Source organism: Paraburkholderia ultramafica (assembly GCF_902859915.1).
Classification (GTDB): Bacteria; Pseudomonadota; Gammaproteobacteria; order Burkholderiales; family Burkholderiaceae; genus Paraburkholderia; species Paraburkholderia ultramafica.
The window spans coordinates 202,998-219,971 of the sequence record NZ_CADIKK010000009.1; the positions used below are offsets into that span (position 1 = coordinate 202,998).

Below are 16,974 nucleotides of genomic sequence, written 5' to 3' on the forward strand. Positions count from 1 at the left end.
TCATTTGATGCACGATTATTGCATATCAAAGCCACATGACGCCATCATTGCGCCCTTCCCGCATGCTTGCCGCTCTACACTCGCATCACCGATTCCATTTGAACACACCGCAGAGCGCAGCACCGTATGTCCGCCGCGAGCACCGCCAACACCGCCAAGCTGAAAGAGCAATTCGACGCCGGTCTTGAAACCCGCGCCGATTTCACCATCGATCAACCCACCGAACGATACGGCGCGGTCGACCACGCGGTGTGGCAACAACTCTACGCGCGCCAGACCGCGCTACTCAAAGGCCGCGTCTGCGACGAGTTTCTGGCGGGTGTCGAATGCATCGGCATGCCGGCCGACCGCGTGCCTTCCTTCGACGAAATCAACGCAAAGCTGACCCCGGCCACCGGCTGGCAAGTCGTTGCCGTGCCCGGCCTCGTGCCCGATCAGGTGTTCTTCGAGCATCTGGCGAACCGCCGCTTTCCCGTGACCTGGTGGATGCGCCGCCCGGACCAGCTCGATTATCTGCAGGAGCCCGACTGCTTCCACGATCTGTTCGGCCATGTGCCGCTGCTGATCAACCCGGTGTTCGCCGACTACATGCACGCATACGGCCGCGCCGCGCTCGCGGCCAACGACGCGGGCGCGCTGCCGCTGCTCGCGCGGCTCTATTGGTACACAGTGGAGTTCGGCCTGATCCGCGACGCGGCGAGCCCGAACGGCGTGAAGATCTACGGCGCGGGCATCGTGTCGAGCAAGGGCGAAACGCTCTACAGCCAGCAAAGCGTGGCGCCGAACCGGCTCGGCTTCGACCTCGAACGCGTGATGCGCACGCGCTACCGCATCGACACGTTCCAGAAAACCTACTTCGTGATCGACGACTTCGAGCAACTGTTCGGCGTCGCGCAAACCGATTTCGCGCCGCTGCTGGCGCGGCTCGCAGCCGAACCGCCATTCATGGCCGGCGACGTGCTCGACGACGATCTCGTCATCACCCGCGGTTCGCAGGAAGGCTGGCAAACCGACGGCGATATCTGACGACGAAGGCCCGGCTGGCCGGCAGCAGGATCACCGCATCCATGAAAAAATAGTAAATGTGCACGCCTGACCGGCGAGCCTGTTCAGATCGACGAGGTAACACCATGATTCAGAAACTGACTACCGAAGAGCGCGCCGCACAGATCGCGCAACTGCATGGCTGGCAAGCCGTCGCGGACCGCGACGCGATCCAGCGCAAGTTCGAATTCGCCGACTTCAACGAAGCGTTCGGATTCATGACGCGCGTGGCGATCAAGGCGCAAGAAATGGATCACCACCCGGAATGGTTCAACGTGTACAGCAAGGTGGAGATCACGCTGGCCACGCACGAGGCCGATGGCGTGACCGGGCGCGACATCGAACTGGCAGGGTTCATCGACAGTATTACCGCGTAATACAAGAAATCTGCTGCGTTTTACGCGCGTTTATGTCGCCCGAATTGAACAATCCGGCGGGAGTGAAAGGGCAATGCAGGCAATCCCTTGCTCAAACCTTCAGTTCTACAGGCTATTATTAAGGCGTACGTAAGCTTCCCACGCTTGCCTGGCAATCGCGTCCAAACGAGCCGGTGATAGCGTCTGCTGACGCTGTACAATCAGCAGCGCATACGGCTTGGAGAGCGCGCTTGCCTCCTTGCACAGAACGAGTTCGTCGCCGCTCGAAGGTGAGCGGGCGCGCCAGAAGTTGATCGCGGCTTCCAGTTCGTGAATGGTTATATCGGACATGACTTCGTGATTGCTCGCAGGGCGCTTCAAGGCGGCTCGATGGCTGCTTCGTGGCCCGTTCTCGCCGATCCGGCACGGCCACACCGCACGCTGTCTGTGCAGCAGGCGCCCCGGCGAACCGCTTGCCCAAACGCCTAAACCCATTGTACTTGAGCGAAATCCATGCGACTCCTTCTGATCGAAGATGACCGCCCCATCGCACGCGGCATCCAAAGCAGTCTCGAACAAGCCGGCTTCACCGTCGACATGGTCCATGACGGCATTTTCGCCGAACAGGCCCTCACGCAAAACCGCCACGAGCTGGTGATTCTCGACCTGGGTCTGCCCGGCATCGACGGCATGACGCTGCTCGCGCGCTTCCGCCAGAGCAATCGACACACGCCGGTGATCATCCTCACCGCGCGCGACGAGCTGAACGATCGCGTCCAGGGCCTGAATTCCGGCGCCGACGACTACATGCTGAAGCCGTTCGAACCCGCCGAACTCGAAGCGCGCATTCGCGCGGTGATGCGCCGCAGCGGCCCGCACGGCGACATGCCGCGTCCGGAAGTGTCGCTGGGCGGTGTGCGTCTGTCGGGCGTCGATCGCCGTATCTTCAACGACGACAAGCCGCTCGAACTGTCGCCGCGCGAATTCGCGGTGCTCGAAATGCTGCTGTTGCGTCATGGCCGCGTGGTCAGCAAGGCGCAACTGCAAGACCATCTGACGCATTTCGGCGGCGATCTCGGCGACACCGCGATCGAAGTCTACGTGCACCGGGTGCGTAAAAAGCTCGAGAACTGCCGTGTCGAGATCGTCACGGTGCGCGGTTTTGGTTACCTGTTGCAGGAAATCCGCCAGGCCGCATAATCGTCCTGAAGGCCGCAAGCTCGATTGCGGCCTGACGGCGCCGGGCCGGCGCCGCGCACTCGGTGCGCAGTTCGCCGGCATCCGGCGAATTTCACGGCGCCTGGCGCCGTTGCTACATTCCCGCGCGTTCGATCATGCCCCAGCCGGCCGCCAATAGTCTGCGCCGCACGCTGCTGCGGCGCCTCGCTGCACCCCTTTCGCTGCTCGCTCTGATGAGCGGCCTGATCGCTTACTGGCTGGCCTGGCAGTACACGCAGCATGTCGTCGACCGCTCGCTCGCCGACCTCGCCACCGCGATCTCCAAACAGATCCAGATTGCCGGTCCGGATGCGCCGATCACCGTGCCGCCGCTCGCTCAAGCCATGTTCTCCGATCCGGTCGAACAGCTCGTTTACCGGATCAGCGACGGTGAGACCGAAATCGCCGGCGACCACAACCTTCCGCTGCAAGGCACCAGCGCGCGCCGCATGCACTACGCGTACGTGTTCGAAACGCAGCACGAAGGCGTGACGGTGCGCGTCGCGCAGGTGCGGGTCGATCAGCCGACCGGCAATCCGATCATCATCGAAGTGGGTCAGCCGGTGCATCGCCGGTTTCGCATCGCCGCCGAGTTTCTGGTCGCGATCATGATGCCGCTGCTGTTGCTGCTGCTGGCGGGCTGGGTGATCGTGTGGCGGGTCGTCAATCAGCAGCTCAATCCGCTGACCGATCTCGCGGACTCGCTGAACCGGCAAACCCATACGTCCCTCGAGCCGGTCGACGAAACCTATGTGCCGGTTGAAATCCGGCCGCTTACCGGCGCGCTGAACGCGCTGCTCGATCGTCTAAAGACCGCGCTCGACGGCCAGCGCAAATTCATCGCCGACGCGGCCCATCAGTTGCGTACGCCGCTTACCGCGGTGAAGCTGCATGCGGAACAGGCAGCTGTTGCGCGCGATCCGCAGCAAACGCTCAGCGCGGTGCGTGAGCTACGTGCCGCGGCCGACCGCGCGGTGCGGCTGTCGAATCAACTGCTTTCGCTGGCGCGCGCGGAGCCGGGCGAACAGGCCGCACGCTTCGTCAACGTGGATGTGGCCGCGCTCGCGTTCGATACCGGCGCGGAGTGGGTGCCGCGCGCGTTGACGTTCCAGATCGACCTCGGCTTTCAGCGCCTCGACGACCCGGCCAACGATCATCCGTTGATGGCGCGTGGTAATCCGGTGCTGCTGCACGAAGTGATCGCCAATCTGCTGGATAACGCGCTCAAGTATGTGCCGCCGTCGCGCTTCGATGGCGGCCGCATCACGGTAACCGTGTCGCAAACGGTGATCGACGATCTGCGCATGGCTGAGATCGTTGTCGAGGACAACGGGCCTGGCGTGCCGCGCACGCAGCAAACGGACCTGTTCAAACGGTTCTTCCGCGGCGACGGTCAGAGCGAAGCCGGCGTAGATAGCGGCGCCGGCCTCGGTCTCGCGATCGTCCACGACATCATGGTGCTGCATCGCGGCAGCGTGCATTACGAGGATGCCCCGGAAGGCGGCGCACGTTTCATCGTGCGTCTTCCGCTCGTGCCGATCGTCGTTCAGAGCGAACCCACGGATTCCGAACCAAAACGCCCGGCAAAAAAATCGGCGCACTCGGCGCCGGTCGACCTGTAATGGTGTTGATACGTAACGGGCTGCTTCGGGTGCACTGACGTGAGCAACTCGAGCAGCCCATGGGTCATTTCTTCTTCGCTTTTTTCGCCGACGTCTTCGCCTCCGACGTTTTGGCCTTCTTCGCCGACTTGCCGGATTTGCCCGCGCCCTTCTCTTTCTCCGGCGGCGCCAGCATCGTGCCGCGGCACTTGCGCGCGCCGCAACGGCATTCGTATTCCTTCTTGAGCGTCTTGGTTTGACGCGCGTCGATCACGAGGCCGTAGTCGTAAAAGATCTCCTCGCCTTCCGCAATGTCGCGCAACGCATGCACGTACACGTGACCGTCGATTTCTTCGGCTTCGCAGTTCGGCGCGCACGAGTGGTTGATCCAGCGCGCGCTGTTGCCGTCCACTTTGCCGTCGATCACCTTGCCGCTATCGAGCGCGAAATAGAACGTGTGATTCGGCTCGGCCGGATTGTGCGGATGACGGCGCAATGCTTCTTTCCAGGAGATCCGCTCGCCCTTGTATTCGATCAACCGCTCGCCGGCCGCAATCGGTTCGAGGGCAAACACGCCTTTGCCGTGCACACCCGAACGGCGCACGGCGATCCTGCGTGAACTCATTGAATGAATCCTTGTGAAGAACTGGGAGTGAAGTCCGGCAGCCGCTTGAATTGCCCGCGTCTGACGCGCTGCTTTTTTCTGACGCGGATAGCAAACGCGGCGCCCTGCGAGCGCCGCGTCGACTTGCGACGCCTATGCGCCACAACCGGCATCGTACACGTTCAAGACGGCTTCGTTCAACCGTCAAAAACGCGCGTTCACGCAACCTGCGCTGCCAGCTTCACCGTTGTCCAAACGAAATATCGCCGAACAGCGCTTTCTGATCGCGCGGTTGCGAGCGCCAGTACTGCGGCGGCGCTTCGACCGTCGCGCCGAGTTGCGCCGCCGCGTGCCACGGCCAGCGCGGGTTGTACAGCAACGCGCGGGCCAGTGCGATCAGATCGGCGTCGCCCGCTTCGATCAGTTGCTCGGCGTGCAGCGGGTCGGTAATCAGGCCGACGCCGATGGTCGTCAGGCCGGTGGCGTGCTTAACCGCCTTCGCGAACGGAATCTGATAACCCGGTTCAAGCGGAATCTTCTGCAACGGCGACACCCCGCCCGACGACACGTCGATCCAGTCGCAGCCGCGCTTTTCCAGCTCGTGCGCGAACACGATGGTGTCCGCGAGCGTCCAGCCGCCTTCGACCCAGTCGGTCGCGGAGACCCGCACGCCGACCGGTTTGTCGGCGGGGAATGCGGCGCGCACGATGTCGAAGATCTCGAGCGGAAAGCGCATGCGGTTTTCGAGCGAACCGCCGTAGTCGTCGTCGCGTTGATTGGCGATCGACGAGAGGAATTGATGCAGCAGATAACCGTGCGCCGCATGCACCTCCAGGGCGTCGATGCCGAGGCGCGCGGCACGCCGCGCGGACGCTGCGAACGCTTCGCGAATCCGGTTCAGTCCGGCGGTGTCGAGCGCGAGAGGCGGCTCTTCGCCTGCCTTGTGCGGCAACGCGGACGGCGCATGCGGCAGCCAGCCGCCTTGCGACACTGGAATCAGCTGGCCGCCGTCCCATGGCACATGGCTCGATGCCTTGCGACCGGCGTGCGCCAACTGCATCGTCACGTTGATATGCGAATGCTTGCGGATGGCGGCCAGCACCGGCACGAGCGCGGCTTCGGTGGCGTCGTCCCATAGGCCGAGATCGGCCGGCGTGATGCGGCCATCCGGCTCGACCGAGGTTGCCTCGATAAACAACATGCCGGCGCCCGACAACGCGAGACTGCCAAGGTGGAGCATGTGCCACGCCGTCGCCTCGCCACGCTCGGCGGAATACTGGCACATCGGGGAAACGACGATACGATTGGGAAACGTCACGCTACGCAGCGTGAGCGGGGAAAAAAGCGCGCTCATGGATGACGTCCAGTGAAAGTCCGAGAGCGATCGAGCATAGCACCGTGGGCGGTTTACTGCATGTGCCTGCCGGTCAGGATTTGGCTTCCACCTGATCGAGCCATTCGCCGAACATCCGGCACGCGGCGGCTTCGAGCGCCGGGCCGAATTGCGCGGTCTCGGCGCGCAACTGACGCGCGTCGATGCCGTGGCCGGCAAGCTCGCCCGCGTTGCCGATCAGCCAGGGCTCGAACCGGTCGGTGCGAATCTCCGGATGACACTGCAAACCCAGCACGTGGCCGCCCCACGCGAATGCCTGGTTCTCGCATGCCGGCGTCGACGCAAGGCGCGTCGCGTTGTCGGGTAGATCGAAGGTGTCGCCGTGCCAATGCAGCATCGACGTGTGCGCGCCATCCAGATGACGCAGCGGCGAAGCACGGCCGGCATCGGTCAGCGTGAGCGGCGTCCAGCCGAGTTCGGTATGACCGGCGGGATAGACGCGCGCACCGAGCGCCCGCGCGATCAATTGCGCGCCGAGGCAGATGCCCAGCGTCGGCAAGCCGGCCGCGATGCGTTTCTCGATCAGCGACAGCAGCGGTACGAGGGTTGGGTAAAGCGCGTCGTCAGTTGCGCTGACCGGGCCGCCGAGCACCACCATCAGCGATGCGGCGACCGGGTTCGGCGCCTCGATACGGGCGAAGCCCACATCGAGATAACGGACCGGGCGCCCGCGCTCGCCGAGCACCCGTTCAAGACTGCCCAGATCCTCGAAGTGCACATGACGAATGGCCAATACTTCGCGATTCATCGCCCTGCCCCACCTTCAGGTTGACTAAAGACTTGCCGCTACGCGGCGCCATGCGGCTGGCAGGCGGTCCATGCCGCCCGCCGGAGCCGGCTTGGCAGTGTAGCGGATTGTCCCGGAAGAAGGCGCCTTACAGGGCGAAGATCTTCCAGGTCTTCTTCTGGGTGGCAACGTCGGCGGTTTCATACACCGAGCAATCGAGACGCAGATCGGTGTCCGACATCTTCATGTCGAGCAGCGCGCAGTGATGCGGCGTTTTCTTCGGATTCTTGCTCGGCTCGAAGTGCGTGCAGCTCAGGCACATCCGGTGCGGCGGAATATTGCCCTGCGCTTCAAGCTGATGAACGGTCTTCAGCAGCGTGCGATAGAACAAGGCCTGCTCTTCGTCACGCAACGTGCCGACCGCCTTGGACAGAAAGTCCGGCCATTGCGCAGCGCGCTTCGCAGCCGTGCGGCCACGCGCCGTCAGGCGGACCGCAAGCGCGCGGCCGTCGTCGAGGGCGCGGCGCTTTTCGACCAGACCCTTGGTTTCGAGCGTGCTGACCGCATCGCTGGTGGTCGCGGCGGTCAGAGCCGTTTCACGGGCGATTTCGCCGAGGCGCATCGGGCCTTTACGCTGCATCAACAGGACCAGAATTTCGCCCTGAGTCGGCGTGAGACCCGCGCCTTCGGCCCATTCCCAGGCCTGGCTTCGCATCGCCGTGCTCAATCGCAATAGGCTGTGGGTCACTCGCCCGGTCGCCTGTTCTCCGTATACGCCTTCGCTCATAATCTTCGATTCGTTTATTTACAGCTTTCGTGCGACGCCGGTGCAGTGCTTGCCGACCTCACCCGTAGCTTGTGTGGAGTAGCTTCGCCCAACTGCGGACGAAACGGTTTCTACTATCTCAAAAATTTACCGCCTTGCAAGCCCAAGGCGGCGAAAACGACATTCTATGCGAGAGCGGCGAATCGTACAGCTAACTTATCCAACGCAATCTGTGGATAACCACGGGAAAACGCGTGGACAGCATGTGCACCGCTTCTTGACAAGCGCCCGGGCCGCGTCGGCCGGTACCGGAGTTGTCCTTGTTTACCGGGGCCGACGCGCCTTCGGCCAGTCTCGTTTTGGTTGACGCAGCATGTTGACTTTGCAGGGAATTATTCAGTTGTCCACAGGCTGATGCAATGCTTGTTAACGACTACTACGTTTGTATACGTAAATTTTAGAAAAACCTGAAGGGCCGCGAGCTGGAAATTTTAATTACGAAAAAAAACCCGCGCGAAGCGGGTTCCTCAACGCCTCGCCCGCGCCATGACGTCTGCGGCTAGGCTCGCCATTGCAGACACTGCTGCCGCACGGCTTCGTGCAAGGATTTCTCCTGCGCGAAAATGCCGCGCAACCATGTCGCGTCGTTCATCTGCCCGCGAGCAATCGTGCCGATTTCAGCGAGCGCGTTGCCCGAACCCAATGCCTCGGCGTGCGGTGCGATCAGATCGAGCGTTTCGAGGATGTCCTCTGAAATCGTCTTGCGTTCACCCGTTTGTGGATTGATGCAGACGCCAGCCAGACCGAAACGGCATGCTTCGAAGCGGTTAAAGGTATAGACGAGATAGTCGTCTTCCTTCGGCATGATCGGCTTGTCGAGCAGCAGATGCCGAGCAAGCGTCTGGATGTAGCAGGCAATCGCCGCAGCCCGGTTCACCGAAAACGGCGTGTCCATCACGCGCACTTCGATCGTGCCGAAACCCGGCTTCGGCCGGATGTCCCAGTAAAAATCCTTCATGCTGTTGACCACGCCGGTCTGGACCATCTTCGAGAAATATTCCTCGAAGCTGTCCCACGTCAGCACGAACGGCGCGCGGCCCGACAACGGGAACGCGAACACGGAATTCAGTCGTGCCGAATGAAAACCGGTGTCCACGCCCTGCACGAACGGCGACGATGCGGACAACGCGATGAAATGCGGAATGAAGCGCGACATCGAATGCAGCAGGTAGAGCGCGCTGTTCGGATCAGGGCAGCCGATGTGCACGTGCTGGCCGAACACCGTGAATTGCTTCGCCAGATAGCCGTACAACTCGGAGATGTACTGGAAGCGCGGCGTATCGACGATCTGCCGCTCGCTCCATTGCTGGAACGCGTGCGTGCCGCCGCCGCACAAGCCGACGTTCAGATGATCGGCCGCGGACACCAGCGTGTCGCGAATCTTGCGCAGATCGGCGACGGCCTGTTCGTGCGTCGTGCAAATGCCGGTCGACAACTCGATCATGCTTTCGGTGATTTCCGGCGTGATGTTGCCGGGGATTTTTTCGTCCTTGATGAGACGCAGCAGATCCGTGCCGGCTTTGGTCAGATCATAGTCGTGCGTATTGACGATCTGCATCTCCAGTTCGACACCGAACGTGAACGGTTTCGAATCGATAAAGGGTTCGAGTGACATGGCGTCCCCTGAGTCAGGTCGGCCGGGGAGCGGTTACAGGCCCGGCCGTTTTTGAATCGAGTGAGTTGAATGAAGCGTGGCAAACCTCGAGCGAGCGGCGTGCGTTTACTCTTCGCGCCGTTCAGCCACCAGCGCGAGACTGCGATAGACGAGCCACGGCCCGAGAATCTGCAGCACAAAAATCGAACACATCACGATAGCCCGCAACTGCGGGTCGAAGTTCGGATAGAGGTTGTAGGTGTCGTCGACCAGCAGATAAGCGAGCGCCGACATCGGCGATAACGACAAACCGAGCGCCATCCCCTGCTTCCAGTTCAAGCCGCTCGGCTTGGCGAACGCCATCACGCCGACCAGCTTCGCGACCAGACGCGCAACGATCAGACCCAGCGCCGCGACGCCGCCGAGGGCGATGTGCCGCCATTCGAACGAAGTCAGTGTCAGCACGAACAGAATTACAGTCAACAGCCAGCCGGCCGTGCCGAAATGCTGCGGCCACAATTGCGGACGCGCTTCATGATTTTTCACGATGATGCCGGCGGCCAGCAGCGCAAGAATTGTCGACAGCTTGAACAGATGCGCGACCGCGATCGCCAGCAGCACCAGGCCGAACAGCGCGACAAACGAATGCTCGTCCTGCATGTTGAGACGGCGATAAAAGAACGTGCAGGTGCGCGCGAGCAGATACGCGAGCACGAGCGAGCCGACCAGCAGATAAAGCGGCTGCAGAATGGTCGCGAAAACATTGCCGTAGGCCTCCTGGTGCAGCCAGCTCGACACGAGCTTTTCGATCACCACCGCATACATGCTGTTCAGCGCGGTCAAGGTTAGCAGACGCTGGGTCACCTGGCCTTCCGCGCGCAATTCCGTTTTGAGCTGGATCACCATCGCGGGCGAAGTCGCCATGGCAATCGCGGCGAGCACCGTCGCCACCATCAGCGGCACGTTGAGGAACAGCAAAACGGGCAGCACGAACGCGAAAGTCAGCGTGGCTTCGGCCACGCTCGACAGGATCAGCCACGGATTGCGGCGGATCCAGCGCAAATCGAGCCGGCTACCGAGTTCGAACAACAGCAAGCCGAGCGCGACATCGAGCAACGGCCGCGCGGCGTTCGCGGAATCCGCATCGATCACGCCGAAGCCGGCTGCGCCGGCAATCAGGCCAATGACCGCATACCCGGAAATGCGCGGTAAACGCCACGCCCGATAGCACAACTCACCGCACAGGCCGGCGGCGAGCAACGCGAGACCAGCCCAAAAAATGGCGTCGGGTGCGAGCGGCCAGGCTGGAAAAAATGAAAACGCCGAATTCATCGTGATGGGTTCTCCTTTGCAGCAACGGCAGACGACACGAGCCGGCGCAAACACCGGCGAGCGAGTGAGCGCATCAGGCGCTCACTGTCGCAATCGCTTCGCGTGGCCAGCGTTGCGAGTTTTCAATGATCGGATGATCTGAAGCTGAATGCGCCGTAACTGCGAGGAGCCCGGCACATTCAAGGATCCGGCTGTAGCAACCGGCACGGTGAAAGAACGCCGTCGACTTTGAATCAGATTCTGATTGAGCGGCACCGTTCCGTTGCCGCGTGCGCTGCTCGTGGCAGGGCACGACGCGGAAAAGAACGGCGATTGTGCCATAGCATTTTCAGCCTTGCCCGAAAACACACGAACATGCAGGCAAAACGGTAAAAACGTACGTTATCTTCGTGACGTGAGGAAAAAGCGACCTTTTTACCGCTGAATCCGGTCAAACGAACGAGCAGATTGAACGTTGCGTGTGTGCTTTGCGGGACAATTGCCGCAGAAGTTTTGGCCGGTTTGAAAGGGGTTGGCTGCGCCGATGAGCATGGCTTCAGTGCGGGCCTTGCTGTTTACAGGTTTACCGTATGTATACGTAGTAACAGTTAACAAGCTGCCCCGGATTCTGTGGATAACTCCGGTTTACCGAAACGAATCATCGGCTTGCCGACGGCATAACCGGATGCACAGCATGTGCGGTAGCGGCGCGTATACGAGGGCAACTTTTTGCGTTTTTCGACGGCGATAAAGTTACCCCGTTTACGTCCACAACGGTTCCACACGACTTGCGCCGGTTAACGGCGTGGTTATCCACAAGTTTCAGTGGATAACTTTTTCGCCAGGTATACCGGTTAACGCGCGCGGTTAACTCACCGTCCCCTGACGCAATGCGCGCAACAGGAAACGCGCGGGATCGATGTCCTCAGCCAGATCGCGTTCGACCGGCCAAGGCTCGCCTTCAATCTGCGACGCGATCAGTTCGGCGCCGAGCGCCGCCCACACCAGTCCGCGAGAACCGTACGCGAACGCGCCGTACAAGCCGTCTGTGCGCGGCAGATCGAGCGGCCACGCGCCGCGCAGACGCCGCGCGTCGTAGGCCGCCTGGGTTTCGTCGGCGAGTTGGCCGATCATCGGCATGCGGTCGCTCGTGACGCAGCGGAACGCGACACGTCCGGCGAGCGCCGTCGACTGTGTGGCATCGATGGCGCCTGTGAACGCCGGCAGCATTTGCGCGACGCGCTCGATGTTTTCCAGATGGCCGTCCGCGCGCAGCGACGTGTCGGGGTCGTCGAGTTCATAGGTGGCGCCCGTCAACGTGACGCCGTTTGCGAGCGGCACCGCGTAGCCTTCGCCGATCACCGGCAACCGAAGCGCCGGCACCGTGCCCGACGGCAGCAGAGTCAACTGGCCGCGAATGCTGCGAGTCGGCGCGTGCTGCAATCCGGCGATGCGCGCGGCATCGTGAGCGCTCGCGACGATCACCACCGGCGCGCGCGCCACAGCTTGACCCGCTGTATCGAAGACGGTCCACTGAGCGCCGGATCGTTCGAGCCGGACGACCTCCACGCCGAAGCGGCGTTCGAGCAGACTGCCCGCCGCGGCGAACTGCGCGGCGCACAGCGACGCCGGATCGATCCAGCCACCTTGTGGAAAGAACCAGCCGCCGCGAGCGAGCGGCATGCCGGCGAGCTTTTGAGCGTCGGCTGCCGAGACCGGCGTCACGTAGTCGGACGGATAGCGGAACGCGGCGATCGCGTCGCTGATCGCGCGGGCTTCGTCGTCGTCCGCGGCGATCTGCAGCAAGCCTTGCCCGCCGCGCGACGGCCGGTGACCGAGCCGTTCGAGCGCGGCCCAGCGCCTGAGCGCATACAGAAAGCCGGCGCGCGTGACGCGCGAGGCGACGCTGTCGTCGCGTGAAATCATCGGATGGAACACGCCGGCCGGGTTGCCAGACGCGTCCTGCGCGACCGACCCATGCCGTTCCAGCGACGTGACGCGCCAGCCGCGCGCCGCGAGCCGTTCGATCACCGCGCAGCCGGCGAGCCCGGCGCCGATCACCACCGCATGCCGTTCGTCGAGCGCGAGCGGCACGGGCGGCTCATAGCGGCGCACGCGCCAGCGCGGCGCGAAGTGGCCGACCAGCATCGCCCGTTTCCAGCCGAATCCGTCGACCTTGCGGTATTCGAAGCCGCATTGCGTCAATGCGCGCTTGATGTCGCCGGCGCTGCTGTAGGTGGCGAACGTGGCGCCCTCTCCCGCCAGCCGCGCGAGCGCCTTGAAAATCGCCGGGCTCCATAGTTCGGGGTTCCTGGCCGGCGCGAAGCCGTCGAGGTAGAACGCGTCGGCGCGCAGTCGCAAGGCCGGCAAGCTGTCCACCGCGTCGGCCAGCACCAGCGTGAGCACGACGCGCCCGTCTTCGAATTCGAGTCGGTGCGTGCCGGGAACGAGCATCGGCCATGCATTCGCGAGCGTGTCAGCCAGCTCGGCCATCACCGGATCAGAGAGCGTGGCCGCATAGACGCTGCGCAAATCGGCGACGGTAAACGGATGCTTTTCTGTCGAAACGAAATGCAGCCGCTCGCAGCGCGACGGGTCGGCGCGCCACGCGGCCCACGTCACCAGAAAGTTGATGCCCATGCCGAAGCCGGTTTCCAGCACGGTGAACGTGCGGCGGCCCTGCCATCGTTCGGGCAGCGCATTGCCGCGCAGAAAGACGTAGTGAGCCTGTTCGAGACCGCCGACTGCACTGTGATAAATGTCGTCGTAGAGCGGCGAAAACGGGGTGCCGTTGTCGCGAAACGCGAGGACGGCGGGGATCAGCGGATCGGTCATGCGCGTCGGAAAATGACGCTCGAAAGAGCGGGTCTAACGTTACCGCCAGCGCGCGCAGCTCGCCGGGCGGCGAAAAAGACGCGCTGAACGTTGGCAAAAACCAACGCCAAGCCCCGTCCATACTGGGTTTCAGACCTCTATTGAAGGTTGCTGAGCGGGAAAATCGCGGTTTCGTTGCGATATCGGCCCCGGAACCGCTTAATTCTTCGAAACCCTTGTCCTGATTGGGTTTGCGCTGCGCTATCATAGCAAGCGCCGCGAACCGAGCGTCAGCAAGGCCGACGGACAGTCATTTGTCCGGTGCTACAGGTCCGGAGGGGATCCGGAGCCTTAGCTGCTCGACCGCGCGGCCCGCGCACGTATAATCGGCGCGTTCGCGCTGTTCGTGTCAACCTAAACTCAGAAAGGAACCTTAATGAACAAACAGGAACTGATCGACGCCGTCGCAGGACAGACGGGCGCCAGCAAGGCTCAAACCGGTGAAACGCTGGACACGTTGCTTGAAGTGATCAAGAAGTCTGTGTCGAAGGGCGACGCGGTCCAGTTGATCGGCTTCGGTAGTTTTGGTTCGGGCAAGCGCGCAGCGCGTACGGGTCGCAATCCCAAGACCGGCGAGACTATCAAGATCCCGGCTGCGAAGACCGTCAAGTTCACGGCAGGCAAGGCGTTCAAGGACGCCGTCAACAATCGCTAAGCAGATTACTGCCTGGCAGTTGACACCCGCCAACGGCGGGTTTTTTTTCGCCCGCGCATCTTGCGCGGGGTGATTCGAGCCGCGACGAGCAGCGCGGCTTCATCACGATGCCGACGGTACGGCGCCGCTGTTCAGTCGTGACGATGCGCGGTTCCGCCATGACCATGGCCGTCGTGATCGTGGTCATGATGATGACCGTGGTGGTCATGGTCGTGGTGATCATGATCGCCTTCATCGAAGTCCCATGCCGGGAACGGATCGGCGAACTGCTGCCACGCCTGCGGTCCCAACGGGTATTCGTCGTCGCTCAGCAGACACGCGTCGAACTTCGCTGTCCAGACCGCCGGGTCGATACCGACGCCGATCATGACCAGCTCCTGGCGCCGATCGCCGATGCTCGGATCGTCCGGATCGCCGTACCAGTCGGCGGCGATTTCGGCGGCCAGCTCGTCGTCGCCGTCCGGCCATTGGCTGCGATCCTGAGCGGCCCACCACATCCCCGCCGGACCATGCCGGCAAGCGCCGCCGGCCTGCGACAAAGAACCGGCGATATCGTTACGCGTCGCGAGCCAGAAGAAGCCCTTGCTGCGCAAAACGCCCTTCCATTCCTGATGCAGTAGCGCCCACAGCCGTTCCGGATGAAACGGCCGGCGCGCCCGGTAAATGAAATTGCCGATGCCGAATTCGTCCGCTTCACCGTGATGCGCATGGCCGTGCTCGTGATCATGCTCATGATTGAGCAACGCGAGCCAGCCCGGCGCGCTCGCCGCCTCGTCGAAATCGAAGCGTCCGGTGTTCAGCACTTGCGCGAGCGGCACTGCGCCGAAACGGCTGACCACCTGCACCGCGCGCGGGTTGATCTGCGCAAGGATGCGTTGCAGACGGGTGAGCTCGTCTTCGCTGACGAGGTCGGCCTTGTTCACCACCAGCACGTCGCAGAATTCGACCTGCTCGATCAGCAGTTCGACGATCGTGCGATCGTCTTCGTCGCTCGCGGCAACGCCCCGCTCGGCGAGCGCGTCGGCCGAACCGTAGTCACGCAGAAAGTTGAACGCATCGACCACCGTCACCATCGTATCGAGCCGCGCGACGTCGGCGAGCGACGCGCCTTCATCGTCGACGAAGCTGAAGGTTTCGGCGATCGGCATCGGCTCGGCGACGCCGGTCGATTCGATCAGAATCGCATCGAAACGCTTTTCGCCGGCAAGACGCCTGATTTCGATCAGCAAGTCGTCGCGCAGCGTGCAGCAGATGCAGCCGTTCGACATTTCGACAAGCTCCTCTTCGAGCTGCGACAGTGTGGCGGCATCGCGCACGAGGGTCGCATCGATGTTGACGGCGGCCAGATCGTTGACGATCACGGCCACGCGCAAACCGGCGCGATTCGCGAGGATGTGGTTCAGGAGCGTGGTCTTGCCGGCGCCCAGAAAACCGGAGAGCACGGTGACGGGCAATAGCGGCTGGTTCATCGCAGTACGGAAAAGCAAGAGGATTGGAGGGCGTGCCGGGCTTGAGGCCGCATGACTGGGCGACCGTGATGACGCTCGAGCCTCGACGGCAGCACGAAGCCGCATTGTGCATCAAAACGGATGGCGCTCGCGTGACCGGCGGGATCGGCAGGTGGATGCGGGTGCGCTCAGCGCGCGGCCGGCATCAGATTCCACTTGCGCAGAATCGCGACAATCTGCTGCGCATACTTGTCGCGCAGAGCCGGCGTTTCGGAATGGTACGCTCCGACCGCTTGCCATGTATTGCCGTACTTGTTCATCTGACGGCGCAGATGCCATGCCGCGATGTAGACGTTCTTGCACGGCTCCATCAGCGTGCCTTGCGAGATGCCGTACTGAGCGAGTATCGGCAGATGGATCGAATTGATCTGCATCACGCCGTAGTCGGTCGAACCGTTGGCGTTCTTGTGTTGCGCGTCAGGCCGGTTGTGCGACTCCTGCCACGCAATTGCGCGCAGAATCAACGGGTTGACCTTTTGATACTTGGCGGCCTCGTCAAAGCAATCGGCGCGTGCGGACCCTGCTGCTGCCAGCATGGCAAGTCCTGCTGCGACGGTGACGAAGACACGTTTCATCGGTCAAGACGACTAAATAAATCGCAAGGGTAAGGGTTGGTAAGGTGTTTCTTCGGCCATACTTCTGCCGCTGACAGCCGCCAGCGGCACGCCAGTCGGGCGTTTGTCGAGAATCGGGGAAAACCCGCGTCAGCAAACCCTCAACTGGTGACACGAACGGCTCGTATCATACCGGCAGTCCGACCCGCGTCAAGTTGGCTAACCGACATAAGCAAGCAGAAAACGACGCGTTCGTCCGGCTCACCCGGGCGCCGCATAGCTTTCAATTGAATGACAACGGAGCGGTCTTTTAAAGGAATCGCACGTCGTAGGCCGTTTTGTGAGAAACCGACATGAAAAACTGTTACTGTTGCTTTTTTCGGACATCAGACATCGGACAGTCGACCCCCGGCGCGACATTCGTCCGCGAGGCTGGCCCGCAGACCGACAGGGCGGCGGCTTGTGCCCGTGTCCGCACTGCATGACCGCAGGCAGCAATGGCTGCCGGCATCGATATCACAACCCATGAGAAGAAATTGTATGGCTTTGCGTCGCGTAGCAACGGCGCTGCTGGTGGCTGGATTGATCACCGCGCAGACAGCACAGGCCCAGGTGACCCTCAACTTCGTGAACGCCGATATCGACCAGGTCGCCAGGGCGATCGGCGCGGCAACCGGCAAAACGATCATCGTCGACCCGCGTGTGAAGG

The 16,974-nt window shown here is 62.4% G+C and carries 16 protein-coding genes; 6 read left to right on the top strand and 10 right to left on the bottom strand.

The window, feature by feature from the left end:
* Positions 1-126 precede the first annotated feature (126 nt).
* Together phhA and HV744_RS12185 are read left to right on the top strand one after the other, a co-directional pair.
* On the top strand, positions 127-1,026 hold the full coding sequence (gene phhA / locus HV744_RS12180; RefSeq protein ID WP_175149740.1) for a phenylalanine 4-monooxygenase: 900 nt from the start codon (positions 127-129) through the stop codon (positions 1,024-1,026).
* A 104-nt stretch (positions 1,027-1,130) separates the two neighbouring features.
* On the top strand, positions 1,131-1,421 hold the full coding sequence (locus HV744_RS12185) for a 4a-hydroxytetrahydrobiopterin dehydratase (RefSeq protein ID WP_175149741.1): 291 nt from the start codon (positions 1,131-1,133) through the stop codon (positions 1,419-1,421).
* A 105-nt stretch (positions 1,422-1,526) separates the two neighbouring features.
* Here HV744_RS12185 and HV744_RS12190 read toward each other — a convergent pair whose 3' ends face one another.
* Positions 1,527-1,751, bottom strand: a complete 225-nt coding sequence (locus tag HV744_RS12190; RefSeq protein ID WP_175149742.1) for a DUF3717 domain-containing protein — start codon at positions 1,749-1,751, stop codon at positions 1,527-1,529.
* A 162-nt stretch (positions 1,752-1,913) separates the two neighbouring features.
* On the opposite strand from HV744_RS12190, the gene HV744_RS12195 reads away from it, so the two are divergent.
* Both HV744_RS12195 and HV744_RS12200 read left to right on the top strand, forming a co-directional pair.
* Positions 1,914-2,600, top strand: a complete 687-nt coding sequence (locus HV744_RS12195) for a response regulator (RefSeq protein ID WP_167049092.1) — start codon at positions 1,914-1,916, stop codon at positions 2,598-2,600.
* 134 nt (positions 2,601-2,734) lie between these two features.
* A complete protein-coding gene (locus HV744_RS12200; RefSeq protein ID WP_175149743.1) occupies positions 2,735-4,240 on the top strand; it encodes a sensor histidine kinase in 1,506 nt (501 codons plus the stop codon).
* Between the two features lie 64 nt (positions 4,241-4,304).
* Here the strand turns inward: HV744_RS12200 and HV744_RS12205 are convergent, their stop codons facing one another.
* The 7 genes from HV744_RS12205 to mnmC form a co-directional block, all read right to left on the bottom strand.
* Positions 4,305-4,844, bottom strand: a complete 540-nt coding sequence (locus HV744_RS12205) for an SET domain-containing protein (protein ID WP_175149744.1) — start codon at positions 4,842-4,844, stop codon at positions 4,305-4,307.
* A 220-nt stretch (positions 4,845-5,064) separates the two neighbouring features.
* Positions 5,065-6,177, bottom strand: a complete 1,113-nt coding sequence (locus HV744_RS12210; RefSeq protein WP_175149745.1) for an NADH:flavin oxidoreductase/NADH oxidase — start codon at positions 6,175-6,177, stop codon at positions 5,065-5,067.
* Positions 6,178-6,250: 73 nt separating this feature from the next.
* Positions 6,251-6,964: a glutamine amidotransferase gene (locus HV744_RS12215; protein ID WP_175149746.1), complete on the bottom strand. Its 714-nt coding sequence runs from the start codon at positions 6,962-6,964 to the stop codon at positions 6,251-6,253.
* Positions 6,965-7,091: 127 nt separating this feature from the next.
* The gene (locus HV744_RS12220; RefSeq protein WP_175149747.1) at positions 7,092-7,730 is read right to left on the bottom strand and encodes a MarR family winged helix-turn-helix transcriptional regulator; all 639 of its coding nucleotides are present in this window, start codon (positions 7,728-7,730) and stop codon (positions 7,092-7,094) included.
* Positions 7,731-8,268: 538 nt separating this feature from the next.
* Complete coding sequence (locus HV744_RS12225; protein WP_175149748.1) at positions 8,269-9,384, bottom strand: YbdK family carboxylate-amine ligase; 1,116 nt, start codon at positions 9,382-9,384, stop codon at positions 8,269-8,271.
* 105 nt (positions 9,385-9,489) lie between these two features.
* Positions 9,490-10,695 carry a cation:proton antiporter gene (locus HV744_RS12230; protein WP_175149749.1) on the bottom strand — a complete coding sequence of 402 codons (1,206 nt, stop codon included), beginning with the start codon at positions 10,693-10,695 and terminating at the stop codon, positions 9,490-9,492.
* Positions 10,696-11,541: 846 nt separating this feature from the next.
* On the bottom strand, positions 11,542-13,509 hold the full coding sequence (mnmC, locus tag HV744_RS12235; RefSeq protein WP_175149750.1) for a bifunctional tRNA (5-methylaminomethyl-2-thiouridine)(34)-methyltransferase MnmC2/FAD-dependent 5-carboxymethylaminomethyl-2-thiouridine(34) oxidoreductase MnmC1: 1,968 nt from the start codon (positions 13,507-13,509) through the stop codon (positions 11,542-11,544).
* A 415-nt stretch (positions 13,510-13,924) separates the two neighbouring features.
* Here mnmC and HV744_RS12240 point away from each other — a divergent pair, with 415 nt between their 5' ends.
* Complete coding sequence (locus HV744_RS12240; RefSeq protein ID WP_175149751.1) at positions 13,925-14,203, top strand: HU family DNA-binding protein; 279 nt, start codon at positions 13,925-13,927, stop codon at positions 14,201-14,203.
* A 131-nt stretch (positions 14,204-14,334) separates the two neighbouring features.
* Here HV744_RS12240 and HV744_RS12245 read toward each other — a convergent pair whose 3' ends face one another.
* Positions 14,335-15,672 (bottom strand): GTP-binding protein, encoded by a 1,338-nt coding sequence (locus HV744_RS12245; RefSeq protein WP_175149752.1) that lies wholly within the window; start codon positions 15,670-15,672, stop codon positions 14,335-14,337.
* A 167-nt stretch (positions 15,673-15,839) separates the two neighbouring features.
* Entirely contained in the window at positions 15,840-16,286 is a 447-nt protein-coding gene (locus HV744_RS12250; RefSeq protein WP_175149753.1) for a lytic transglycosylase domain-containing protein, read from the bottom strand.
* Between the two features lie 504 nt (positions 16,287-16,790).
* Here HV744_RS12250 and HV744_RS38240 point away from each other — a divergent pair.
* Positions 16,791-16,974, top strand: a 184-nt coding sequence (locus HV744_RS38240) for a hypothetical protein (protein WP_425497698.1), incomplete at its 3' end; no start/stop codon positions are given.